Below are 25,341 nucleotides of genomic sequence, written 5' to 3' on the forward strand. Positions count from 1 at the left end.
CCGTAGGTTCTATATTGTATAAAAGCATCAGACTCAACAGGTATAGACAAAAAAAACGTGATTTTTTATTTTTTTATACTTCTATTTCGTTTCGTAGTTTTTTTACCGCCCGGTAGATAAGTGTTCGAACAGATTCTATAGAGATTCCTAAAATTGCAGCAATTTCTTCGTAGGATTTTTTTTCATCAAATTTTAGTGATAGCCCTCTTCTTTGCTTATTAGAAAGAGAACACATGGCCAACGAAAGTTTAGCACTAATTTCTTTAGAGTTTTCTGTTTGAATAATAGATTCCTCAACAGACGCATTTACAGATCTAATTTCGTTTTTGTTATCCTCGGTAGAAAAAAATCTGATCTTAGATTTAAATTTTCTGTTTATTTTCCTTTTCAAAGATTTAAACAGGTAAAATTTCACATTATCTACATCTGACAGTTTTTTTCTGTATTTATAAATATCCAAAAACAGGTCATGTATGCAATCCATGACATAGTCTTTATCGTTGGTATGTTGTATACCAAACGCATATAGCTTGTCTACATAGTTATCATAAAGCTGATTAAAAGCATCTAAATCTCCTAATTTAACTTTTGCCCATAAAATAGAATCTACATTTTTGGTGGATTGCATTTGAACTTATTTGTGTATTCGTATATTCCTAAAAATTTAATCGTGCGCTTAGATCTTTATTAGTAAATTAACATAAATATAATTAAAAACGTTTATAACTCTTTTTCCAAAACAATTTTTTTAGCAAGTTTATTTATAGTGATTTCAAACTCACCACTTTCGGCTATCCATTCATTATTTTCATCAACAAATTTTAGATCATCAAGGTCTATGGTAAACGAAACTGATTTTACTTCTCCTGGTTGAAGCTCTATTTTTTTGAATCTTTTCAACACTTTTACCTCGGGAGTTATACTCGCATACAAATCACTAATATACAGTTGCACTACTTCTTTACCCGTTTTTACTCCCACGTTTTGAACATCAACCTTTACCTCGACTACATCTTCTTTTTTTATAAATATCTTATCAAAACTTAAGTTTTTATACTCAAAAGAAGTATACGATAATCCATGACCAAATTCATATTGGGGATTATAACTTTTTTGATAATCAGCATCATCGTTTTGCTCATTATCTCCCAAACTTTCCGTATATTTTCTATTATATTTCTGTAATGAATTCGTATATCTAGGGTAATTATATGGCAATTTTCCGCTAGGATTAACATCTCCATAAACGATATCCACTAAGGCTCTACCTCCTTCGCTACCTGGAAGGTAACACTGTAACACAGCATTCATTTCATGCTCGAATTCATTAATGATTCTTGGTCGGCCTTCATTAAGAACCAGAATAATAGGTTTCCCTAATTTAGCCAGTGCTTTTGCCAACTTAACCTGAGGTTCTGTAATAGTTAAATCGTTAATATCTCCAGGAGTTTCAGTATAATTATGCTCACCAAGACATAAAATAACATAATCGACTTTTTTGGCTAACGAAACTGACTTTGCAATATCTATTTCTTCGAAAATCGAAACTCCTGGAGCATATAACACATTTTGTTCTCCAATTTTATTTTGAAAGGCTTCAAGGATTGTAAATTTATCCTCTTGATACTGGTCACTTTTTTCTCCTTGCCAGGTATATGACCACCCGCCATTAAGAGACTTCATACTATTAGCCGTTGGACCAGTAACCAACACTTTCTTTTCTTTAGGCAAAGGCAAGGTATTACCTACATTCTTTAATAAAGTAATCGATTCTGATGCCGATATATAAGACATTGCAACCGATGACGACGAACCAAAATCCGGATAATCTTCAGGATGTGTTACTGGTGTTCTAAATAAGTCTAACTCAAATTTTACTTTTAAAATTCTACCCACTGCATCATCGATTCGCGACATAGGTACTTCACCATCGCTTACCAAAGAAAATAATTCTTCAAAAAAAGTATAATTATCAGGTACCATACTCATATCTATACCTGCCATTACTGACTTTTTTACAGCTTCCCGCATTGTTGCCGCAATCTTATGCCTCGTATGCAGGTAAATAATATCCTGCCAATCTGTAACCACAAACCCTTTAAAATCTAATTCGTTTTTTAAAACATCAGTAATAAGTTTTTTACTTGCATGCACTGGTGTTCCATTAATTTCTCCAGAACTTATCATTACGCTCTTAGCACCTGCCTCTATACTTTTGGCAAAAATAGGAAGGTCGTACTGTTTTAATATTCGTTCTGGAATTATGCTCGGTGTTCTGTCTTTTCCGGTAGGTGGGCTACCATAACCAATATAATGTTTTACACATGCCGCTACTTTATCAGAAGCACCTACATCATCCCCTTGAAAACCTCTCACCATAGCCACTCCCATCTCGGATGACAAATAAGAATCTTCTCCGAAGGATTCCCATAATCGAGACCAGTTTGGATTTCTTGGTAAATCAAGGTCAGGAGAAAAAACCCAAGGTATAGCAGATGCTCTAGTTTCATAAGCCGAAATCGCACTACACTTTTCTACCAATTGAGTATCCCATGTTGCGGCCATACCTATCTGCTGCGGAAACAATACGGCTCCATCTGTATAACTAGATCCATGCACAGCATCTATACCATAAATTATAGGAATTTTTTTATCTGTCTGATTCGTTTCTTCTAAAATTTCGTTTAAAATCTCATCCCACCTTTTGGGTTTGGGCGCCCCTGGATTAGGAACATTGAGTATAGATCCAATTTTATATTTATGGATTGCTTCTTTTAGTTTATTTTTATCCAATACCCCTGGAGCTCCATTTTTCTCTAATGCCGTAATAGTGATTTGTGTCATCTGCCCTATTTTTTCCTCTAGCGTCATACTAGATAATAGTTTAGACACTTTGATATCTATAGGATCTACAGATTGCAGATCTTCTTTTTTAAAAGAACATGAAGAAAATAGAGTTACACTTATTAGCATAGTGAGAAATGCATTGATTTTCATATCAATATAAAATTAATTTCCGGGTACTTCTTATAATGAGGATCAACTTTATGAAACATAGACAATAATTACTGCCTTATTTTCATTTTTATTTAAAAAAACACTTAAAAAATTATGTAAATTCATAAAAAAACCGAATCGCTTTGGGCGATCCGGTTCTTAATTATTTTATTAAAAAAAGTAAAACTACTTACTCAAATACATTTTACGTCTAGCATATAAGTCATAAAATTGATCATCTTTAAGATCATCTATAAACAAAATGCTCTCTCCTGTACTTTTCATTTCTGGTCCTAGTTTCTTATTTACATTCGGAAACTTGTTAAATGAAAATACTGGTTGTTTAATAGCATACCCTTCTAAATGAGGTTTAAAATCAAAATCAGTAACCTTTTTCTCTCCTAGCATTACTTTTGTTGCATAGTTTACATATGGCTCTCCATAAGCTTTAGCAATAAAAGGTACTGTTCTAGATGCTCTTGGGTTAGCTTCGATGATATATACCATATCATCTTTAATAGCAAATTGGATATTGATCAAACCAACAGTATTTAATGCCAACGCAATCTTGTGCGTATGATCTTTAATTTGTTGCATCACAAATTCTCCTAGATTAAAAGGAGGCAAAGTAGCATTTGAATCTCCTGAGTGAATTCCACATGGCTCAATATGCTCCATAATACCTATAATGTATACATTTTCGCCATCGCAAATAGCATCTGCTTCTGCTTCAATTGCTCCATCAAGATAATGATCCAACAAAAGTTTATTATTTGGTATTTTGCGCAGTAAATCAACTACATGCTCTTCTAACTCTTGCTTATTGATAACAATTTTCATTCCTTGACCACCAAGCACATAGGATGGTCTTACCAAAATTGGGAAATCCAATTTATCTGCAACCGCTAGTGCTTCGTCTGCAGTTTCAGCAATATCAAATTCTGGGTAAGGAATATTATTATCTTGTAATAATTTTGAGAAATGACCTCTATCTTCTGCAAGATCCAAGGATTGATAACTTGTACCAATGATTTTGACCCCGTAACGATCTAATTTCTCAGCTAGTTTTAAGGCCGTTTGACCTCCTAGTTGAACAATCACCCCTTCAGGTTTCTCATGTCTAATGATATCATAGATATGCTCCCAATATACAGGTTCAAAATATAGTTTGTCTGCAGTATCAAAATCTGTAGAAACTGTTTCAGGATTACAATTGATCATAATCGTTTCGTATCCACACTCTGCCGATGCCAAAACACCATGTACGCAACAATAATCAAATTCTATTCCTTGTCCAATTCTATTAGGTCCTGAACCTAAAACAACAATTTTCTTTTTATCGGTAACAATACTTTCATTAGATACAGAAATTTCTCCATCAGGAGTTTCTATTTCTGCTTCAAAAGTTGAGTAAAAATATGGTGTTTGAGCTTTAAATTCTGCTGCACAAGTATCAACCAATTTATATACTCTTTTTACACCAAGTTTATCTCTTTTAGTATAAACCTCACTCTCATAACACCCAACCATATGAGCTATTTGTCTATCGGCAAATCCTTTTTGTTTTGCTTCCAGTATAAGATCTTTGGTAAGCGATTGTATGGTATAGGTAGAAATTTCTTTTTCTAGATTATATAACCCTTCATATTGTTTTAAGAACCACATATCTATTTTGGTGATTTCATGAATCCTACTTAGAGGAATTCCAATTTGTATGGCATCATAAATCACAAACACTCTATCCCAACTCGCGTGGGTAAGTTTATCTATGATTTGATCATAGTTTTTATATCCTTTACCATCTGCTCCTAATCCATTTCTTTTAATTTCTAAAGATTGAGTTGCCTTGTGCAGTGCTTCTTGAAAAGATCTACCAATTGCCATTACTTCACCTACAGACTTCATCTGTAATCCTAAAGTACGATCTGAACCTTCGAACTTATCAAAATTCCATCTAGGAATTTTAACAATCACATAATCTATTGTAGGTTCAAATAATGCAGAAGTAGACTTTGTAATTTGGTTATCTAATTCATCTAGGTTGTATCCTATAGCAAGTTTTGCAGCAACTTTTGCAATTGGATATCCTGTAGCTTTTGATGCCAATGCCGAGGATCTTGACACCCTTGGATTGATTTCGATCGCTATAATATCTTCATTTTCATCAGGACTTACTGCAAACTGTACGTTACATCCTCCTGCAAAATCCCCTATACTACGCATCATATGTATTGCCATATCACGCATACGTTGGAAAGTCTTATCGCTAAGAGTCATTGCCGGTGCAACAGTAATAGAATCCCCTGTATGGATTCCCATAGGATCCATATTTTCTATCGTACAAATAATAACTACATTATCATTATTATCTCTAAGCAACTCTAACTCATATTCTTTCCACCCTAATAAAGCTTTATCAATCATCACCTCATGAATTGGAGAAATCTCCAACCCTCTAGTCAACAATTCATCAAAGTCTTCTTCTTTATGCACAATAGAAGCTCCAGCTCCTCCTAGCGTATAGGAAGCTCTAATCACCAAAGGAAAACCATATTCTTGGGCAATTTCTTTTCCTTTAAGGTACGAGTTAGCTGTTGCTTGCGGTGCCATAGGGATACCTATTTTAAGCATCAATTCTCTAAACTGTTCGCGATCCTCAGTGATATTAATAGCATCAATATCTACCCCTATAATATCAACATTAAAATCTTTCCAAATACCTTTTTCATCCGCCTCAATACAAAGATTTAATGCCGTTTGACCTCCCATAGTAGGCAATACTGCATCAATTTGAGGGTGCTCCTTAAGGATTTCAATAATTGATTTAGTGTTTAATGGCTTTAGATATACATGATCCGCCATCGAAGGGTCAGTCATGATAGTTGCCGGATTAGAATTGATTAATATAGTTTCAATTCCATCTTCTCTTAACGAACGTAATGCTTGCGTTCCAGAATAATCAAATTCACAAGCCTGACCTATCACTATTGGTCCAGACCCTATTATCAGTATACTCTTGAGTTTTTCGTTTTTAGGCATGTAAAAAAAGTATTGCTATTTACTTAAATAATTTATGATTGAGATATAAAAAAAGGCGTTACCTATAAAGTAACACCTTTAATATTTTAAAAAACACATTATCATTAGTGCTTATGTCTTAATTCTGAAGAAACAGATAACTTCTTTCTTCCTTTAGCTCTTCTTCTAGCTAATACCTTTCTACCATTTACAGAAGCCATACGCTCTCTGAAACCGTGTTTATTTTTTCTCTTTCTCTTCGATGGTTGAAACGTTCTTTTCATTGTTATCTATCTTTATCTATCTTCTTGATATATCTAATTTTATTTATTTCGAGAATCGCTCCCCAAAACTGCGGGCAAATATACGAAGAGTTTTTACTTTGACAAACCGAAATATCAAAATATTTTTATTTGTTTTTATTACCTTTGCCGCGACTTTAAAAATAAACCATTTCAATGTACAATAAAAATATAAAATTAATAATTGCAGTATTAGTAATCGGAGTTGCCGTTTGGCAAATAGTAGAGGGATATATCGGTAATGGGATTATGCTCATTTTGTTATCGTTAATTTTTGTTTTTTTATACTTTAAAAATGAATTAATTCTTCTTGCCTTCTTACGATTAAGAAAACAAGATTTTGAAGGTGCCAAAAAATGGTTGGACAAAATCAAAAACCCTGAGACCGCTTTAACTGTTAAACAACAAGGGTATTACAACTACCTATTAGGTATCATGTTATCGCAAACTAATATAACGCAAGCCGAAAAATACCTGAAAAAAGCCATCAAATTAGGTTTATCGATGAATCAGGATCTTGCAGTGGCTAAGTTAAATCTTGCAGGGATTGCCATGACCAAAAGAAGAAAGAGAGAAGCCCAAATGTTATTGACAGAAGCCAAAAAATTAGATAAGCATAATATGCTGAAAGATCAAATCACAATGATGAAACAGCAAATGAAGAAAATCTAGGCACACTAATTGCTTATATTATTACGTTATCTACAAAGTTTAAGGATACCCAATGCTTTTGAAGTAAAGAGTAAGGAACATAAGTTTTTATTGCAAAAAAGGGTTTTTTAAAGACTTTATAGTACATTAGCTATCGTAATTATTTTATAATGAAAAAATTATTAATTCTTGGAATACTGCTTTCATTTTGCAGCAATTTACATGCTCAAGAAGAAATTAGAATTCCTTTTTCTACCGCCATATCAGCACATATCGTAAAGTATAATCAAAAAATGGATGACGCGTATAGACAAAGCGATCTAGAGCGTGCAAAACACTTATTTGACTCTTTGGTTACAAATCATCTTAACGGAACGTATATGGATGATTTTACGATAAACACCATAAAAGAAGAACCTATCACCTTTAATGAATACGAGAAACCGTTATTCCTTATAACATATGCTGCATGGTGTGTTCCTGGAGTAGGAGAAATTCCTGCGCTTAATGATTTGGCAGATAGATTTCATGATCAGATTGACTTTATCGTATTGTTTTGGGACACCAAAGAAAATTTAAAAGATAAAAGTAGTGAATACACTAAAAATATTAAACTGGTATATGTAGACGAAAAAACCAATCAGGATTCATATATCGTTAATAAACTAAAACATGCATTAGGTTTTCCTATGATGTATTTTATGGATGAAGAGAAAAAGGTTTTGAATATTCAAAAAATTGAAACGCATCATTCTAGTGAAACACTTAGTAATTCATACAATATACATTTCAATTCTTTATCCAAAGGAGTATCCCTTATTATTGCAGATCTTGATGCTAAAGGGCTACTTAATCCTGATACAGAATCTGTAGAAAATAAAACGAATGACAAGGATGATGAAATAGGTGAAGATGGTCGTACTGCAGAAGAAAGAAGGATTGATGAGGAATATGAGAGGTATAAAAGAGAAAAAGATTCTTTAAACAATAACAACTAGTTGTTTAAAGTTCATTTGCCAAAAATCATCTTTAAGGCCACTAATAAAAGAATACCACCAAATATTTTTTTAAGCAATACCTGATTGATTGAAATCGCAAGTTTACTTCCTAAATAGCCTCCTACAATAAAGGTTACTGCTATTATTGCCGCATATTTCCAGTTTACATGTCCTTCTTGATAATAATTATAAGCTGCCAATAAAGTAACCGGGACGGCCAAAACAGCTAGACTAGTTCCTTGGGCCTGATGTTGCGAGAAATTCAACCATATCAACATTAACGGGATCATAACCACGCTACCTCCTATTCCTAAAGTACCGCTAAAAAAACCTGCTAATAAACCGATTAAGATCAAAGAAATAAACACACTTATATTCATATCATGTCATATAAGTAGCTAACTTAAGTAAAAAACTCGAAATAAAATATATTCAACTATCTACTGACCGGTAGTAGTTTTGTAATATCCTTCTCTTGGTATTTTCACAAGATATTCCTTTCCTGTATTGTTATTTAAATGTGCTTCTCTAAGCCAAGGATTATGTAGCTTAAGAATTTTGTAATTGATATCATGCAGCTTAGCAAACTCATTAAAATCTGCAATAGGCTCGTCGACTAACACATTAAACGTAGGTATGTGCTTATATAAGTCTTCTTTACTGAAGTTAAATCCATATTTTTTAGGATTGCTAATGATTTCTTTTACTGCTACAATTCTAAACACATAACGCCCAGTTTCTTCACCTAACAAAAGGTCATAATATGAAGAAGCGTTTTGTCTGTCCAATTGTCTATTTACTCCAGCTCTTCCGGCATTATATGCTGCAGCCGCCAAAGTCCAAGAACCAAATTTTTCTTTTGCACTTTTTAGGTATTTACAAGCCACCTCAGTTGATTTTTCAATATGATAACGCTCATCAACATTTTGATTTACCTCTAAGCCATATTCTTTGGCTGTACCTTTTAGTATTTGCCAAAAACCAGTTGCTCTAGCCGGTGAAACAGCCTGCGTTAGGCTACTTTCTATAACCGCCAAATATTTAAAATCATCAGGAACACCATGTTCTTTAAGAATTGGCTCTATAATCGGGAAATATTTATTTGCTCTCTTAAAAAGAAGTAATCCATTCGATTGCCAATAAGTATTTACCAACAATTCTCTATCCATTCTTTCTCGAATATCAGGATTATCAATAGGAACAAGTTCACCCGAAAAATTGAGGTTATCGGGCATAGGAATAGCATAGACATTGTAGTCATTTACTAAGTTCTCTTCTAAAACTTCTTGGGCTACGGGTTTTTCTGGAGCTTCTTGTGTAGCGTTTACCAGAATACTAAAGGTGAATAGTACACCTAAAAAAACTAATACTTTTCTAATCATCTTCATTTCAATAGTAGATTTTATTGGGGGAAATAAAACTTTAAGTCACAATATAACGTAAAAAGTTAGACTATTGCAAGTTATCGTTAATTATTTCGGGCAAATTCTTATTGAACCACCTCGCTCGATTCACAATCATAACGTGCGTTCCTTGATCGACTGTGATACAATTTTGAATATTTGATAACGGAAAAACAATGTCTTTATTACCATGGATATGAACAAGTCCTTCTGGTGGTTTTTCTTGATCCCAACACACCATTTTTTCTATAGCCCAGTCCAAATACGTCTTATCATTTAACGATAAATAACGTTGGTACATAGCAGCTCTTTTTTTTGCAAAATCACCAAAAGCTAGCTTCTCCCAATTATCAATTCTAGAAACAACCGATGTTGGCAATAACCTGTATAACTTCGTTTTTCTTGCTATTTTCATCCGTTTAGGCAACTCGAATTTGCTTTTTACACTGGATATAATAATGAGTTTTTTTAATTGCAAATATTTGCTCATTTCCTGAACAATTACACCACCAAATGACACCCCTATCAGTATCGCATTTTCATGTGTTATTTCTTCGCACATACGCCGAGCATAGGTTTCGATAGACTCCTTTTTCTCCGGTATCTTCCAAGGAATAGTATAGGTTTTAAATTGATTTTCTGGTAAGTTTATATGTTCAAAAATCGAAACATCTGCGGCCATTCCTGGAACAAAATAAACATGGCTAACATCCTGCGACATAGGTATTTTAACAATAGATTTTAAGTTTAAAGCTCTAATTTTCTTATCTTTGCACTTCAAAATTATAGTATTCCCGTTTTAGAAAAAAGGAAATGCTAAGTTAAATTTTTATAAAAGGGAATTTTCAACTAACGAATCTTAGTTAGGAAACATGTAGATAGTACCAGTATTGTGAAATAATTGCGGTCGTACATGCTATTTGTTTTATCCTGACTAGTGTTTAGATAACTGGGGTTTTCCCCTTGTGTATAATTTAAATACCTCATAATTTTAAAACATATGGAGAACATGAGTGATGTTGCATTAGAAATTATTGATAATGAATTTCTAAGACAATTCGAGACTACAATTGACGGTCAAAAAGCAAAAATTGAGTACGCACTACAAGAAAGGAAAATTTTCCTCACCAAACTTGTCATGAACGAAGAGCAAATTGACAAAGGATACGAGAAAGATTTTATCGTTGCAGTTTTTAATGTAATCGAAGAACGCAATATTAGATTAGTCCCAACAAGTCCTATTATTGCAAAATTCATGAGAAAGAATCGAAGAAAATACAAAGATCTATTACCTGTAGGGATCAACCTATAGTACCATCTATATCAAATCATAAAGAAAATCTGCCTAGTTGCGGATTTTTTTTATTCCTTATGGGATTAAGATTTAACCCGTTCTTTTACAAAATCAAATCTTACCATACCGTCATCATCTATCTCGGTAAGTGCTACTGCATGCAGTGTATTTACATAAGATGGATCCCATGGCATTTTTACTTTCACATAGTTCTCTGTAAAACCATGAATATACCCTTCTTTGTTTTCTGATTCAAATAATACCGTTCGTTCTGTGTTTAATTGACTTTCATAAAAAGCCCTTCTTTTCTTAGCGGATAACCCGCGAAGCATTTTACTTCTCTTTTTTCGAACTCCAATCGGTACCGCTCCATCTAGGTCTGCCGCTACAGTATTATCTCTTTCAGAATATGTAAACACATGAAGATATGATATATCTAACTCAGACAAAAAGTTGTACGTATCCAAAAAATGATCATCGGTCTCACCGGGAAATCCAACAATAACATCTACACCAATACAAGCATGCGGCATTACTTTTTTTATCTTATTTACACGATCTACGTATAAACCAGACATATACCTACGACGCATTAACTTAAGAATTTCGTCATTACCTGATTGTAATGGGATATGAAAATGAGGAACGAAAGTACGAGATCCTGCCACAAAATCTATGGTTTCGTTTTTCAATAAATTGGGTTCTATTGATGAAATCCGTAACCGCTCTATCCCATCAACCTTGTCCAGTGCCTGTACAAGTTCAAAAAAAGTATGTTCGTGTTTTTTATTACCAAACTCACCTTTACCGTAATCTCCTATATTTACGCCCGTAAGAACAATTTCTTTAATTCCTTTCTCCGAGATTTCTTTGGCGTTTTTAAGCACGTTGTCTAACGTATCACTTCGCGAAATCCCTCTAGCCAAAGGTATGGTGCAATAGGTACATTTATAATCACAACCATCTTGCACCTTCAAAAAAGCCCTAGTCCTATCTCCTATAGAATAACTCCCAACATAAAAATCGGCTTCTTCGATTTCACAAGAGTGTACCTCTCCAAAATCATTTTTGGAAAGATCATGGATATAATCCGTAATTTTAAATTTTTCGGTAGCACCCAAAACCAAATCTACACCATCTACATCTGCCAATTCTTTTGGTTTTAACTGTGCGTAGCATCCTACTGCTGCAACAAAAGCATCTGGATTTACTTTTTGAGCTTGTTTTACAATCGTTTTAAACCTTTTATCAGCATTCTCGGTTACCGAACATGTATTGATCACATAGATATCTGCATTCTCAGAAAAATCAACACGATCAAAACCTTCTTCGGTAAAATTTCGCGCTATAGTAGATGTTTCTGAAAAATTCAGCTTACAACCCAATGTATAAAATGCAACTTTTTTTCTCATAAAACCTCTTCTTGTTTCCGTGTAGATAGAAATCTCGCTATATTTACCTTTAATAAATTTTGAGGGTGCAAATATACCAACAATAATCCGTTTACTAAAATTGAAATACTATCATCTTTTCTACATAATTCGCTACTTAACAACACTTTACTTGTTCTTTACTTTAACATCTTGTTCAAAAAGCAACAATGAAGGTAAAGATCATTTGGTATTTAGGTATAATCAATATGAGAATGTAAGTTCGTTAGACCCCGCATTTGCACGTGATGTAGCTAATATTTGGTCTACAAATCAATTATTTAATGGGCTTGTACAATTAGATGATTCTTTACACATTATACCAGATATCGCCAAACGTTGGGAAATCTCGGAAGATGGACTGCACTATACATTCATTTTAAGAAATGATGTGAAATTTCATAAACACCCACAATTTAAGAGTGTAGATAGCACTAGAAGGGTAACAGCAAAAGATTTTACATATAGTTTTAATCGGCTAATCGATCCTAAAGTAGCTTCTCCCGGAAATTGGGTCTTAAAAACTGTTGAATCCTATAATGCAGTTAACGATACCATTTTTAAAATCCATCTCAAAAAACCATTTCCCGCATTTTTAGGATTAATGAGTATGCGTTACTGCTCTGTAGTTCCCAAAGAGGTCGTTACCCATTACGGTAGTGAATTTAGAGCTAACCCAGTAGGTACAGGGCCTTTTAAATTTAAATTATGGGAAGAAAATATAAAGTTGGTTTTTAGAAAAAATGAATTGTATTTTGAAAAAGATAAAAACGGAAAACAACTCCCCTACCTAGAAGCTGTAGCAATTACATTTTTACCAGATAAACAAAGTGAGTTTTTACAATTTGCCAAAGGAAAAATTGACTTACTTAATAGCTTAGACGCGTCATATAAAGATGAACTACTCACCCCAATGGGTAAACTAAGAGATGCCTATAAAGATCGAGTTAATATTAGCAAAGGACCTTATTTAAACTCTGAATATCTAGGGTTTTACCTAGACACCGAAAAAGAAGAGATTAAATCAAGCTTGCTGCGCAAAGCAGTAAACCATGGGTTCGATAGAGTTAAAATGATCACCTATCTTAAAAACGGTATCGGTATGCCTGCTATAAATGGGTTTATCCCCAAAGGCATACCAGGGTATAACAATATAAAGGGTTACGATTACAATCCCGAAAAATCGAGACAATTAGTAGAAGCATACAAAAAAGAAACTGGTGATAATGAGCCTACTATTAGGATTGCTACCGATGCCAATTACCAAAGTATTTGCGAGTATATACAACGCGAGCTAGAAAAAATCGGAATCAATATTGTAGTAGATGTGATGCCATCATCTACTATTCGCCAAAAAAAATGGGCTGGTAAATTAGATACTTTTAGAGCCAGTTGGATTGCTGATTACCCAGATGCCGAAAACTTTTTATCGCCATACTATAGCAAAAACCATACGCCTAACGGCCCCAACTATACGCATTTTAAAAATGAAACTTTTGATAAGTTGTACGAAGAAAGTTTTTTGATTACCGATACCAAAATACGAGAACAACATTATGCAAAAATGGATTCGATCATTGTAGCCCACGCCCCTATAGTACCGCTCTACTATGACGAGGTTGTAAGGTTTACACAAAAAAACGTAAGAGGATTAACCAATAACCCTCAAAACTTTTTGATTCTAAAAAGAGTGTGGAAAGAGAAAAAAGTGAATTAATCGCTTTTTCTCCAATTTTTAGTTTCTTCAAAAACGTGTTCTAAAATTGCCTTGTCCTGCTCTGTAAACTCTTCTTTTCTTCTAGACATCACTACTTTGGCTACCTCAAAAGCTTTTTTGGTAAGAAAGGTTGTAAAACCACCACTACCTCCCCAACTATAACTAGGAATAAAATTACGCGGAAAACCGCCACCAAAAATATTGGCATTCACCCCCACTACAGTACCGGTATTAAACATGGTATTGATCCCGCATTTTGAGTGATCCCCCATCATCAAACCACAAAACTGCAATCCGGTTTTTGCAAAACCTTCAGTTTCGTAACTCCACAGGCGTACAGGAGCATAATTATTTTTAAGATTCGAGGTATTAGTATCTGCGCCTAGATTACACCACTCTCCTAGTACTGTATTACCAATGAAACCATCATGCCCTTTATTAGAGTACCCAAATAGCACAGAGTTGTTTACCTCACCTCCAACTTTGGAGTACGGTCCAACTGTAGTCCCCCCATATATCTTTGCTCCCATTTTTATAGTAGCATGATCACACAAAGCAAAAGGACCGCGTATAATACTACCTTCCATAATCTCTGCATCTTTACCAATATATATAGGACCATTACTTGCATTAAGAATCGTAAATTCTAATGTCGCTCCTTCTTCTATAAAAACATTATCAGGAGCAATTACTTTATTACTATCCGGTATAGGTTGGCTTTCTCTTCCTTGGGTCAATAACTCAAAATCCTGACGGATCGCCTCATCATTTTTAGAGAATATGTCCCATGTATTTTTAACTGTAAGCACATCTTGATCAAGGGTGATAATATCATAGGTATCAAAGTCTACTTCTTCACCTTTTTTTACATAAAAAGCAATAGGCTCATCCTTATCAAAAACAGCTTGATTTGGCGCTAGCGATTTAACAATTTTAACAAGATTTTTGGAGGGCAAATACGATGCATTGATCATAATATTATCTTCCAATTCCACCATCGGGAACTTTTCACTCAAATACTCTTCGGTAACGGTAGAGGTAGTATAGCCTAAGTATTTCTCCCATTTCTCACGTATGGTAAGCACACCTATTCGTATATCTGCTACTGGCCGTGTATAAGTAAAAGGAAGTAGTGCTTTGCGTGAAGCCCCATCAAAAAGAATATAGTTCATTGGTATATTTTCTTTTATTTTGTTGATTTTCAATTAACAAGTTTAACTAAAATTCAGGCAAAATTACTACAATTTTACCAGTCATTCATTTTCTTTGTCTTCCCAAAGAAGATGAATCAAAGTTAGGTTTAAGAAATTTACGTTAGTAAGAGTGATTTTCGACAGAAAATCGCATCGAAGACAAGTAAATTTTCAACCAAAAGCCTAATTGCAATACAATTTTTCTTCGTTTCACCGCAAAAAAAACAACTCCATCTGATGGCTTTTTGAAACGTAATACCTTAGCATTTTCACAAAACAAGCTATGTTATTTAAGATATAAAAATAAAAAAAGCCTTTCATAAAGAAAGGCTTTTATAGATTGTATCACCAAATTATTTTTTGAACTTGGCGTATTTGTTTTTGAACTTGTCGATACGTCCTGCAGTATCGATAAGTTTTGATTTACCAGTATAGAAAGGATGAGAACTTCTAGAAATTTCTAATTTAACTAGCGGATACTCTACACCATCAACATCGATAGTCTCTTTTGTATTCGCAGTAGACTTAGTTAAAAAAACCTCATCGTTAGACATATCTTTAAAAGCTACTAATCTATAATTTTCTGGGTGAATACCTTTTCTCATTGTTTAATCTTTTCTTTTTTCGAGCTGCAAATTTACAACTAATTTCTTAATTGCAAAATATTTTTTACAATTATAATGTGTTTGAAAAATTTGTGATAGTAAGCAAACGGTACTTACTAAATGATATAAGTATTAATCATTAGTATTATCACCTTGATCACCAACCCCATCATCGCTGCCACAACCACATGCGACTCTTATTAACCATCCAATAGGGTCATTATCACTAGAATCAGCTAAAGTGCAACAACCATCTGTATCTTCCTTACTAGCTCCAGTGGTATCTATCCTTAAATATTCAAATTGATTTGCGATAGCAAAAAATTCATCTTCAGTAAGATTTAATTCTAGAATTTTATAATAAACATTCAAAAATGATTGAGTCTGGTCTCCCAAAAATTCTTGTAATAACTCTTCTAAGTCGTCCAAATCTCCCGTAACCGATTTCTGAGCTATTTCACTTATAAGAACTTGATACTTACCTGTTTTGATAGCACTTTTATTAAATTCAATTATAGCATGCTTAACCAAATTTTCTTTCTCCGCTTGCGATATTTCATTAACATCATTTTTTGAACAAGATGATATGCCCAGTAGTGCAATCGCGCTTATAAAAAGTAATAGTTTTTTCATAAATAAGAGTTTTGTTAATATATTTTTATACAAATTTAAAATCGGGGTGAACAATTTTTAAAAAATTTAGGTGTCTTTTTATAAAAACTTAAGCTTTTACACCTTTAAAACACATAATATCAACTATTTAATACTCCATCCTTCATATTAGCGTTTCCCCTTATTTTACGCCTGTTGACACCATATCTTGTGTACGGAAAAACCGTAAACATTTGATAAATATACGATAAAAATATGAAATAACCCGATAAAGTGCTATTTTTAAACTATCTGTAACATTTTAGTATATTTGTGGACTAACTGTTAAATAATTGGAAAAAACATAATAGTAATATATGGGAGAAACTACTATTTCTGCGAAAAAACATATTTTAACTTATGGCATTGTTTTAGGGTCATTATCCATTATTTATAATATCATCCTTTATGTTACGGATAATATAACTGGGGAAAACTGGATAAAACCGTTTATTAACTTGACAATTCTTATTACTGTTATTTCTTACGGTATATTTAGTTTTAAGTTAGCGAATGAGGGAGTTTTGAAATTAAGACAAGCATTAAAAATTGGGCTTGGTATTGCAATTGTTGGTGGGATAATTCCCTTTGCGTGGCAATTTTTACTTATGAATTTTATAGAACCCGATATGATAAATCAAATATTAGGCATCAGAAAAGAGGCCATTTTAAGAAATAATCCGACCATTTCTTCTGAAAAATTGAACCAAAGTTTGGTACTAACAAAACGATTCAGTTCTTCGTATATGATTTCTCTATTTTCTTTAATTTCTAATTTATTTTTTGGTTCCTTAACGGCTCTTTTAGCTGGAGCCATCATGCAAAGAAATCCTGATCCGTTTGAGTAGCCCTTTTGTAACCGCAAAATTTTAATATTGTTACTTATACCAAACCTGTTTTAGTTTATTGATAAAAGAAGAAAGGTATAGGCTTGTTTTCATAATATGCTTTAAAATGTCTATTATTTCAAGGTGATGTAGCTACTCTAAATCACAGTGTTACCCGGTACAATTTATTTCTATACCCGTAGTTTTCAATGTAAACTATTATGAGTCGATAATTTTAAATGTAAATTCGTAATATGAAAGAAACTACCGTCTCTATAAAAAAACATGTTTTAAAGTATGGTGTTATCGTAGGTCTCATATCGATATCCTATATGGTTATTCGATATGTTACCAATAATACGCTGACACGTAATTGGATATTATCAATAATTGAATTATCTATATACATTGGAGTAACAATTTTTGGTATTTATAGATACAAAATTTTGGCCAATGGTTTTTTAAGACTAGGGCAAGGGTTAAAGATCGGAATGGGTATTATTTTTATTAGTACTTGTATCCAAATACTTTGGGATATTTTATTCTTTAAACTAATAGCGCCAGATATACTGGATAAATTAATTGGATTACCCAAAGACATCACAACAGTTAAACATTATAGATTTGGCAGAAAATTTGATTTTTTATTTACGGTATCCCTTGGTAAATTAATTGCTAATGTAGTTTTAGGTTTTGTTGTTTCTCTAATTAGTGCTGTTATCATGCAAAAAAAACAAGTTTATAAAAAATGAGTTAATTTATACTCAGCAGATAATTTCGTAATAAACTAGTGCATTTAAAACGTACTTTTATCGTATGAAGAAAACTACTATTTCTACTAAAAAACATGTGCTTAAACATGGTTTTATTCTTGGAGTCATGTGGGTAGTTTATGGCTTCATTCGACATTTAACTAATAATATCACAACGAATAATTGGGCGCTATCTTTAATTGAATTATCCATATACATTGGAGCAATTGTTTTTGGAATCTACACATATAAATCTTTAAATAATGGGTTCTTAAAACTAGGACAGGCATTAAAAGTAGGATTGGGAATTGTTTTAATCAGTACAGGTATTCAAATATTATGGGATATTATTTTATTCAAAATTCTAGCGCCTGATATATTAGATCAATTGATTAATCTAAATAAAAATAATTCAGCTGATAAGACCTATCGATTTGGAAGAAAAAATGATTTCTTATTCAGTGTTTCTCTTGGTAAACTAATAGGCAATGTCGTGTTAGGTATTATTGTTTCCTTACTTGGTGGTGCCATCCTGCAAAAAAATCCTGATCCGTTTGAGTAGCCCTTTTGTAACCGCAAAATTTTAATATTGTTACTTATACCAAACTTGTTTTAATTTATTGATAAAAGAAGAGAGATATAGGCTTGTTTTCATAATATGCTTTAAAATGTCTATTATTTCAAGGTGATGTAGCTACTCTAAATCACAGTGTTACCCGGTACAATTTATTTCTATACCCCATAGTTTTCAAGGTAAACTATTATGAGTCGATAATTTTAAATGTAAATTCGTAATATGAAAGAAAAGACCGTCTCTATAAAAAAGCATATCATAACCTATGGAGTTGTTTTAGGTATTATAAAAATAATATACGGGCTTATAGGCATATATACCGATTATCATTGGAATCATTATGATGATCTCGGTAAGATGGTATCAAGTTTACTTGAACTGTTTTTCTATAGTAGTTTTCTCTCTTTTGGCATTTATAAATACAAAATTTTAAATAATAAGCTACTAAGCTTAAAACAAGCACTAAAGATTGGATTAGGTACTATGCTAATTGGTGCATGTATGAGGAGGGTATGGAAAATTATTTTATATACAATAATTGATCCCGATTTATTTAATAGACACATTGGATTCCCCGAAGATGTTTCAATAAATCCAGAAGAGTATACATTTGGTAAAGCATTTGATTACCTCGTTACAGAATCTTTACCTTTACTTATTTTTTATTTAGCTTTAGCAGCTATCATCTCATTGATAAGTGGTGCGATTATGTATAAAAGATTGATTTAGGTCTATTATTAACTTGTATAAACGCTGTATGACACTATGAAAGAAACTACCGTCTCTATAAAAAAACATATTATAAAATATGGGGTTATCCTAGGTATCATATCGGTGCCCTATATGGTTAAAGGTATATATACCGATTATAATTGGCACCACTATAGTCCAGCTGGTAGAAGGGTATCAAGTTTACTAGAACTATTGTTTTATATCAGCTTTATCTCTTTTGCCATTTACAGATTCAAAAAAATAAACAATAATGTGATCATATTAAAACAAGCACTAATGATCGGTGTTGGTAGTATGCTTGTTGGTTTTTTCATCAATAATATTTCCCGTATAATTTTATATACTATAGATTCCAATAGATTAAATCGATTCATTGGATTTCCTGAAGATGTTTCAACATTGTCAGAAAAATCACATTTTGAAAGAGTATTTTGTAAGTTTGCTGAGCTATTTTTGACAGAGTTAATTTTCTATTTCATTTTGGGATTAATCATTTCTTTAATTAGCGGTGCAATTATGCATAAAAGATCTCTTTAAAAAACAAATCTTTGAGCTTGCAAAACTTATAACGCATTTCTTATTCAACTTGTTTTAATTTATTAATAAAAGAAGAGGGATATAGTCCTGTTTTTTTGTGAAACGCTTTTGAAAAAGACTCGCTATTGTTAAACCCAATATCTTCAGAGATTCCCTTTATAGAGTATAATCTAAATTGTCGATCATTTTTTAAACGTTCAATTGCATAGCCTATCCTAAGATCATGTAGGTAATTAGAAAAATTCTTGCCTTTGGATACGTTTATAATTTTGGATAAATAGGCCGAATTAGTTTGCAGTTCTTTGGCCAATACCCCTAGACTATATTTATTATCCAAATACCGTTTATTCCTTTCAAAATTCTCCATCCCTTGTAACACCCTGTCAATAACCTCCTGAGATATTTTTAAATCATTCAACTTCTTTTCTTTCTCCTCTTTTAGCTCAGGAGTAACATCTTCGGTTTGATTGGTATGGGAGACTATGGCTCTAAAACTTTTTTGATAACGCTTGCGGTCCTTAATCAAATAAATGATTACTGAAACAAATATGATCCAAAATAATACTGAAACCATGAAAATTATTTTCCATTGGACCAATTCATCACTTTGCCTAGAAATCCTGGCGTCTCTGCGAGTAACAATCCAATATATATAGTAGTCTTCAATTTCTTTGGCCAGTGTATCTGTAAAATTATGCCGGGTGACACTATCTATACGAGCTTTCTTTTTGGTATATAACGTAAAGGCCTCTGCATTTTTTTGTTCATTAAAATACTCTTGTAAAATGGTATATCCATCCATCATCTCGGGTAGTATATCCTTCTGTAATTGCACTACAGAATCCATTTTCTTCAAAAAATCGATACCCTTTTCTTTTTGATTTATAATAGTATATGCTTTCCCTAAATAATAATACAAATCCACCAGATCCTGCAACCCAGCAGTGTCCTCAAGATAAAGTCGGCTTTTTGCCAGGCTATCAATTGCTTTATTATATTCTTTTTGGTAATAATGCGTTATACCCGAACTCAACATTAACTTATAATATAAATCATCATTTTTGGTAGCCTCCGCCTCTTCTATACCTTGTTGTACATATTTTAGTGCTTCTTCAAAGTTTTGTTCTTTATTGTATGCTTTAATTAAATGGAGCAAGTCTTCATGCTGCAAGTCGATATCATTTTTAACCGCATACTTATAGCAATCTCTTAAAATTGCTCTTGCTCTCTTGTGTTTTCCAACTCTACTTTTTAATCGACCAACTATTCTATTACTATGATACCGTACACTAGCATTTGGTCTTCTTACGGTATATGAATTTGCCATTTGGTAATTTTCAAAGGCCTCCGCAAATAAGTTTTTATTATAAAAATAATTTGCTCGTAGTAAATACCCTCTAGCCGGATATTCATTACTTGTAGAATTCTCTTCAAGATTGATAATACTATCTGCATATTTCAAGTAGGTTTCCTGGCCTTGGTATATATGAGAAACCAAAAAATAACCATGAGCTATAATAATCTTCTTATCTTCCTTTTTACCCTTTTCTAAATATGCATTAGCATAAGCAAGAGCTTTTTTTGGAGATTTTTTATAATGCTCAAAAAAAAGTTCGTACAATTTAAAATAGGATTTTTCTTGTAAAGAATCAGGGATTTTAGAATTGTATATTTGCTCCTGAGCTTGTACAACCACACACATCAAAAGAACTATAAAAACTATGTTTTTCATTCTAATTTTATCATTAAATGTATCCAACACAACCAAAATTACGGTAAAAAACTATGGCATACTACTTTGAAAACTTAAAAACTAAAAAATCATTATAAATAACTAATTATCAGTATTTTAAATTTTATTTTTATATATAAAAATGAGTCGATTTTTATAAAATACGACATATTTTGCTTGTAATACACCTATCATTAGGTATACATTTGTAATCATCAAAGCAATACACGCTACACTTTGATTTAGAAAGGGAATATCAATACATATAGCATGGTTATGAAGGAAAAAGAAATCATTAATGGCATCATATCAGGAAACGAAGTTATCTTGAAATTGTTTTATCGTAAACATCTCCCATACATCCGAAGTTATGTCCTAAAACATGGAGGCACCGCTGAAGATGCCGAGGATATTTTTCAAGACGCCTTGATATTGATCTATTCTAAACTCCGTTCGAATGAAATTGAAATAACCACGTCATTATCTGCCTATTTTAGCGGTATTTGTAAAAATTTATGGCGCAACCAAGCCCGAAAAGATCGAAGATGGATAATGGCAGATTTGCTAACTGACCCTAAGGATGAACAAATAACCGTATGTGAACAACTAACTCAAAAAGACCGTAAACATCTGTTTTACTCTTATTTTACAACACTACAAGAGTCTACCAAACAACTTTGGCAACTTATTTTTGATGAAAAAAGCACCGAAGAAATTGTCGAAACCATGGGGTATACCAAAAAATATGTGCGGAAAAAGAAATGCGAAACCAAAAAGAAACTAATTCAACATATTTCTACAGATCCCAGATATAGTGAGTTAATTGAGATATCTTAAATCAATAGCTTTTCATCAATAAAAAAAACAAATTCTTGTTATCCTATTTTATTACTTTTGGATATCATTACATTTTCGACACCCATACTACAAGTACTGCAATGAAAGAAGGCTCTATATCTATTAAAAAATATAGTATCATTTACGGAATTATTCTTGGTGTTTTATATATAGCGTATGGCACTATTTTTTATGTAACACTGCATTTAGTAAAGCTAAATTGGTTTACAATTATCATCGCGGTTTTATTACCTATACTAATCATCGTGCATGGATTGTATACTTACAAAAAAGCCAATCAAACCATTTTAAAATTAAATAATGCATTAAAAATTGGTGCGGGTATTGCCTTTATTGCAACGATTATGGTTGGGGTTTGGAGTATATTTTTAATGTGTTATTTTGATCCAAATCTTAACTCAGAAATTGCATTAATTTACGAAGCCTGGATGATAGATAGTAATCCTGATATTTCGATCAACGAATTGAATGAAAAAATGCCAATATATCAAAAATATAACACGCCCTTTTTTATTTCAGTTATACTCATGCTCCTTATTTTTGTTTTTGGTTTTCTTATTTCGTTGGTTAGTGGCTCGATCATGTACAAAAAGAAAGCACCATAAAAGAGTGTGTGATATATGTGTCATTCACCTTTTATGTAGGCATACAATCATGTTGTATATTTATTTTTGGATTCTTAACCTCTCTAATCGGTGGCCCTATTATGTCTAAAAGAAAAATTAATCAAATCTCTTAAAATGAAAAAACCTGTTTCTATTAAAAAACATGTCATTAAATATGGATTAATTCTTGGTATTCTTATTACGACAAAAATTATATTTATGACGTATACTACATTTCCAATTCGTTTTATATTAGGACTTTCGGAATTATTTTTTTTAGGTTCTACTATTTTTTATGGTATATATAAATACAAAAGAAGTACTCATGGTATTCTCACCCTAAAACAAGTGTTATATATTACCTTGGGAATTTCTTTTATTGGAGGATTGTTTACGGTCTTGTGGTTTGCTTTAAAATATAACATTATAGAACCTGACTATCTCAATAGAGCGGTAGAGCGAGAAAAAGAAAGACTATTACAAGAAAACTTCGATATAACTTATGAAGAAGTAGAACAGCTTACTAAACACACATATCTTTATGCGTCCTCATATGCTCAAGCAGGAATATACATTTTCCAAAATCTAATATTTGGGCCTATTTTCGGATTAATCGCTTACGTTTTTTTATACAAAAGGCAAAAGTTATAATTACAAAACAACTTTATTTCTTCCATTGATAGAACTATCATTTGCAAAATAAAAAAGTTGTAAATTACCTAGACACCTACTTTTCAAGCCAAAACGACCAACCGAAAAAACAAAATCCTAGTTGCAAAGATTGAACTACTATCTTGTAATTTGTAACATTTTGGTATATTTGGATACTTATGGTTTATAATTAACCTTAACAACGTTCAACAATGGAAAATGAAAAAACATCATCAAAAAAGATAATCATCAATTATGGTGTTATCTTAGGTATTGTTTCTGTACTATTTGGTGCCATCTTATATGCTACCGGTATCTATAAAGACCCGCATTGGTCTATTGGTATCTTTGGATTTGTGATTACTATAGTAGTTTTGGTATATGCCATCAAAGCATTTAAAACAGCAAATGGTGGTTTTCTAAATTTAACTGATGCCTTAAAAGTAGGTATAGGTGCTGCATTAATAGGTGGTATTATTTCTAGTGTATGGAGTTTTACCCTAACTACGGTGATCGAGCCAGATTACTCTGAGCAGGTGATGCAGGTACAAAAAGATAAATTATTAGAAGACAATCCAGATTTTACACAAGAGCAGGTAGATCAAATGTTTGCCATACCCGAAAAACTACAAAGCCCTCCTATTGCTTTTGCTTTAGGTATTGTAGGTAGTTTATTTGTTGGTTTTATCATTTCGCTAGTTGCTGGTTTAGTGATGCAAAAGAAACAAGAGATATATTAGCATATACACATAACGATGCTCAATAAATGAGTATTATGTAAAGAATTAAAAGAGGATTGCAAAATTTTGCAATCCTCTTTTATGTTGCTATTTTTTTTTAAATAAAACACAGTTATAGCATGGCATATTGTTATAATATCTTTTATTAAAATTAAACCCTCATCGACCAATACAAGAAAAGAAACTTTACTATTTTTATCTATATATTATCAACATTCAATAAACACTAATGACACAAGATCATTATACTTCTATAAATAAACATATTGTAAAGTATGGCGCAGTATATAGTGTTATTTGGCTTTTGTATTATATATTTTTTTACCTATGTGATTTCCGTAATCCTTTAGTTTGGGGTAATATCATTTTTGAAATATGTTTACACATTAGCACTGTAACTTATGCTATATACACTTACAAAAAATTGAATCACAATTTCTTAAAAATTAGCGAAGCGATTAAAATAGGGTTTGGAGTGGGGTTTATAACTGCAGTTGTTATTCTTATTTGGTTGAGATTGATCCATCATAAAATTCTTGAACCCAATTGGTTTGATGATCATTTAAGCCGAAAAATATCAAAAAATCCTGAACGTAATCCTATAGAAGCTAAACAAGAGGTAATGATATATTTTCTTATACTCGATTCCATTCCAATTGTTCTACAAATCTTTATGGGGTTCTTTGTTTCTCTAGTAAGTGGTGCTATTTTGTCTAAGAGAAAACAATTATAACTAATTAATATCTTGACATGAAAGTCAAAGAAATTTCAATAAGTAAACACATACTAAAATATGGCTTAGCTTATGGTGGTATAATTCTTATAAAACTCTCAATTGTAGCTCTAATTTTTAAAGAAACAACTCCCGAAAACAATCTAATAATACTAATAGATCTACTACTGCTTATTGGAGCAATAACCTTTTGCAATTACTTTGATAATTGTAGCAATACTCTCTAAAAGAGAAAAATTATAGTATCAAAATAAAACAACACACTAAATGCAATACAACTTGATTTAGAATCTATGTTTAAAATACCGTTTGATTTCATATTACTTAAGACATATAGCTAA

26 protein-coding genes are annotated in these 25,341 nt (G+C 32.3%); 14 read left to right on the forward strand and 12 right to left on the reverse strand.

The window, feature by feature from the left end; translation table 11 throughout:
- Nucleotides 1-73: 73 nt before the first annotated feature.
- The 4 genes from DK508_RS07905 to rpmH all read right to left on the reverse strand — a co-directional run bounded on the left by DK508_RS07905 (nucleotide 74) and on the right by rpmH (nucleotide 6,299).
- Nucleotides 74-628 carry an RNA polymerase sigma factor gene (locus tag DK508_RS07905; protein WP_109300204.1) on the reverse strand — a complete coding sequence of 185 codons (555 nt, stop codon included), beginning with the start codon at nucleotides 626-628 and terminating at the stop codon, nucleotides 74-76.
- A 92-nt stretch (nucleotides 629-720) separates the two neighbouring features.
- Nucleotides 721-2,997, reverse strand: a complete 2,277-nt coding sequence (locus tag DK508_RS07910; protein ID WP_109300205.1) for a glycoside hydrolase family 3 N-terminal domain-containing protein — start codon at nucleotides 2,995-2,997, stop codon at nucleotides 721-723.
- Nucleotides 2,998-3,183: 186 nt separating this feature from the next.
- A complete protein-coding gene (carB, locus tag DK508_RS07915; RefSeq protein WP_109300206.1) occupies nucleotides 3,184-6,036 on the reverse strand; it encodes a carbamoyl-phosphate synthase large subunit in 2,853 nt (950 codons plus the stop codon).
- A 104-nt stretch (nucleotides 6,037-6,140) separates the two neighbouring features.
- Nucleotides 6,141-6,299 carry a 50S ribosomal protein L34 gene (gene rpmH, locus DK508_RS07920; RefSeq protein ID WP_073314535.1) on the reverse strand — a complete coding sequence of 53 codons (159 nt, stop codon included), beginning with the start codon at nucleotides 6,297-6,299 and terminating at the stop codon, nucleotides 6,141-6,143.
- Between the two features lie 174 nt (nucleotides 6,300-6,473).
- Here rpmH and DK508_RS07925 point away from each other — a divergent pair, with 174 nt between their 5' ends.
- Together DK508_RS07925 and DK508_RS07930 are read left to right on the forward strand one after the other, a co-directional pair.
- Nucleotides 6,474-6,989 carry a lipopolysaccharide assembly protein LapB gene (locus DK508_RS07925; RefSeq protein WP_109300207.1) on the forward strand — a complete coding sequence of 172 codons (516 nt, stop codon included), beginning with the start codon at nucleotides 6,474-6,476 and terminating at the stop codon, nucleotides 6,987-6,989.
- Nucleotides 6,990-7,138: 149 nt separating this feature from the next.
- Nucleotides 7,139-7,966 carry a redoxin domain-containing protein gene (locus tag DK508_RS07930; protein WP_109300208.1) on the forward strand — a complete coding sequence of 276 codons (828 nt, stop codon included), beginning with the start codon at nucleotides 7,139-7,141 and terminating at the stop codon, nucleotides 7,964-7,966.
- 11 nt (nucleotides 7,967-7,977) lie between these two features.
- On the opposite strand, the gene DK508_RS07935 is transcribed toward DK508_RS07930, so the two are convergent.
- From DK508_RS07935 to DK508_RS07945, 3 genes are all read right to left on the reverse strand, one after another.
- Nucleotides 7,978-8,346, reverse strand: a complete 369-nt coding sequence (locus DK508_RS07935) for a sulfite exporter TauE/SafE family protein (protein ID WP_109300209.1) — start codon at nucleotides 8,344-8,346, stop codon at nucleotides 7,978-7,980.
- 60 nt (nucleotides 8,347-8,406) lie between these two features.
- Entirely contained in the window at nucleotides 8,407-9,354 is a 948-nt protein-coding gene (locus DK508_RS07940) for a lytic transglycosylase domain-containing protein (RefSeq protein ID WP_109300210.1), read from the reverse strand.
- Nucleotides 9,355-9,418: 64 nt separating this feature from the next.
- Entirely contained in the window at nucleotides 9,419-10,150 is a 732-nt protein-coding gene (locus tag DK508_RS07945) for an alpha/beta fold hydrolase (protein WP_370443828.1), read from the reverse strand.
- Nucleotides 10,151-10,378: 228 nt separating this feature from the next.
- Here DK508_RS07945 and DK508_RS07950 point away from each other — a divergent pair, with 228 nt between their 5' ends.
- Nucleotides 10,379-10,681 carry a GNAT family N-acetyltransferase gene (locus tag DK508_RS07950; RefSeq protein ID WP_109300211.1) on the forward strand — a complete coding sequence of 101 codons (303 nt, stop codon included), beginning with the start codon at nucleotides 10,379-10,381 and terminating at the stop codon, nucleotides 10,679-10,681.
- Nucleotides 10,682-10,746: 65 nt separating this feature from the next.
- Here DK508_RS07950 and mtaB read toward each other — a convergent pair whose 3' ends face one another.
- Nucleotides 10,747-12,075 carry a tRNA (N(6)-L-threonylcarbamoyladenosine(37)-C(2))-methylthiotransferase MtaB gene (gene mtaB, locus DK508_RS07955; RefSeq protein ID WP_109300212.1) on the reverse strand — a complete coding sequence of 443 codons (1,329 nt, stop codon included), beginning with the start codon at nucleotides 12,073-12,075 and terminating at the stop codon, nucleotides 10,747-10,749.
- A gap of 151 nt (nucleotides 12,076-12,226) precedes the next feature.
- On the opposite strand from mtaB, the gene DK508_RS07960 reads away from it, so the two are divergent.
- Nucleotides 12,227-13,810 (forward strand): ABC transporter substrate-binding protein, encoded by a 1,584-nt coding sequence (locus DK508_RS07960; protein WP_235016335.1) that lies wholly within the window; start codon nucleotides 12,227-12,229, stop codon nucleotides 13,808-13,810.
- Here the strand turns inward: DK508_RS07960 and DK508_RS07965 are convergent.
- From DK508_RS07965 to DK508_RS07975, 3 genes are all read right to left on the reverse strand, one after another.
- The gene (locus tag DK508_RS07965; protein WP_109300579.1) at nucleotides 13,807-14,982 is read right to left on the reverse strand and encodes a GlmU family protein; all 1,176 of its coding nucleotides are present in this window, start codon (nucleotides 14,980-14,982) and stop codon (nucleotides 13,807-13,809) included. The two genes, DK508_RS07960 and DK508_RS07965, sit on opposite strands and share 4 nt — an antisense overlap.
- Nucleotides 14,983-15,356: 374 nt before the next feature.
- A complete protein-coding gene (locus DK508_RS07970; protein ID WP_109300213.1) occupies nucleotides 15,357-15,608 on the reverse strand; it encodes a type B 50S ribosomal protein L31 in 252 nt (83 codons plus the stop codon).
- Between the two features lie 132 nt (nucleotides 15,609-15,740).
- On the reverse strand, nucleotides 15,741-16,241 hold the full coding sequence (locus DK508_RS07975) for a hypothetical protein (protein WP_109300214.1): 501 nt from the start codon (nucleotides 16,239-16,241) through the stop codon (nucleotides 15,741-15,743).
- A gap of 335 nt (nucleotides 16,242-16,576) precedes the next feature.
- Between DK508_RS07975 and DK508_RS07980 the strand changes: the two genes are divergently transcribed.
- The 5 genes from DK508_RS07980 to DK508_RS08000 all read left to right on the forward strand — a co-directional run bounded on the left by DK508_RS07980 (nucleotide 16,577) and on the right by DK508_RS08000 (nucleotide 19,681).
- Nucleotides 16,577-17,107, forward strand: coding sequence for a DUF4199 domain-containing protein (locus DK508_RS07980; protein ID WP_109300215.1), 531 nt, complete (start codon nucleotides 16,577-16,579; stop codon nucleotides 17,105-17,107).
- Nucleotides 17,108-17,340: 233 nt separating this feature from the next.
- Entirely contained in the window at nucleotides 17,341-17,838 is a 498-nt protein-coding gene (locus DK508_RS07985; RefSeq protein ID WP_109300216.1) for a DUF4199 domain-containing protein, read from the forward strand.
- A gap of 64 nt (nucleotides 17,839-17,902) precedes the next feature.
- Nucleotides 17,903-18,400, forward strand: coding sequence for a DUF4199 domain-containing protein (locus tag DK508_RS07990; protein WP_109300217.1), 498 nt, complete (start codon nucleotides 17,903-17,905; stop codon nucleotides 18,398-18,400).
- A gap of 234 nt (nucleotides 18,401-18,634) precedes the next feature.
- Nucleotides 18,635-19,141: a DUF4199 domain-containing protein gene (locus tag DK508_RS07995; protein WP_109300218.1), complete on the forward strand. Its 507-nt coding sequence runs from the start codon at nucleotides 18,635-18,637 to the stop codon at nucleotides 19,139-19,141.
- Nucleotides 19,142-19,177: 36 nt separating this feature from the next.
- The gene (locus DK508_RS08000; protein WP_109300219.1) at nucleotides 19,178-19,681 is read left to right on the forward strand and encodes a DUF4199 family protein; all 504 of its coding nucleotides are present in this window, start codon (nucleotides 19,178-19,180) and stop codon (nucleotides 19,679-19,681) included.
- A gap of 40 nt (nucleotides 19,682-19,721) precedes the next feature.
- Here DK508_RS08000 and DK508_RS08005 read toward each other — a convergent pair whose 3' ends face one another.
- Nucleotides 19,722-21,413: a helix-turn-helix domain-containing protein gene (locus tag DK508_RS08005; RefSeq protein WP_109300220.1), complete on the reverse strand. Its 1,692-nt coding sequence runs from the start codon at nucleotides 21,411-21,413 to the stop codon at nucleotides 19,722-19,724.
- 276 nt (nucleotides 21,414-21,689) lie between these two features.
- On the opposite strand from DK508_RS08005, the gene DK508_RS08010 reads away from it, so the two are divergent.
- From DK508_RS08010 to DK508_RS08030, 5 genes are all read left to right on the forward strand, one after another.
- On the forward strand, nucleotides 21,690-22,250 hold the full coding sequence (locus DK508_RS08010) for an RNA polymerase sigma factor (RefSeq protein WP_160114602.1): 561 nt from the start codon (nucleotides 21,690-21,692) through the stop codon (nucleotides 22,248-22,250).
- 35 nt (nucleotides 22,251-22,285) lie between these two features.
- The gene (locus DK508_RS08015; RefSeq protein WP_160114603.1) at nucleotides 22,286-22,876 is read left to right on the forward strand and encodes a DUF4199 domain-containing protein; all 591 of its coding nucleotides are present in this window, start codon (nucleotides 22,286-22,288) and stop codon (nucleotides 22,874-22,876) included.
- Nucleotides 22,877-23,011: 135 nt separating this feature from the next.
- Nucleotides 23,012-23,527, forward strand: coding sequence for a DUF4199 domain-containing protein (locus DK508_RS08020; RefSeq protein ID WP_160114604.1), 516 nt, complete (start codon nucleotides 23,012-23,014; stop codon nucleotides 23,525-23,527).
- Between the two features lie 212 nt (nucleotides 23,528-23,739).
- On the forward strand, nucleotides 23,740-24,267 hold the full coding sequence (locus DK508_RS08025; protein WP_109300224.1) for a DUF4199 domain-containing protein: 528 nt from the start codon (nucleotides 23,740-23,742) through the stop codon (nucleotides 24,265-24,267).
- 229 nt (nucleotides 24,268-24,496) lie between these two features.
- Nucleotides 24,497-25,000, forward strand: a complete 504-nt coding sequence (locus DK508_RS08030) for a DUF4199 domain-containing protein (protein WP_109300225.1) — start codon at nucleotides 24,497-24,499, stop codon at nucleotides 24,998-25,000.
- Nucleotides 25,001-25,341 lie beyond the last annotated feature (341 nt).

Source organism: Aquimarina sp. AU474, from assembly GCF_900312815.1.
GTDB lineage: Bacteria > Bacteroidota > Bacteroidia > Flavobacteriales > Flavobacteriaceae > Aquimarina.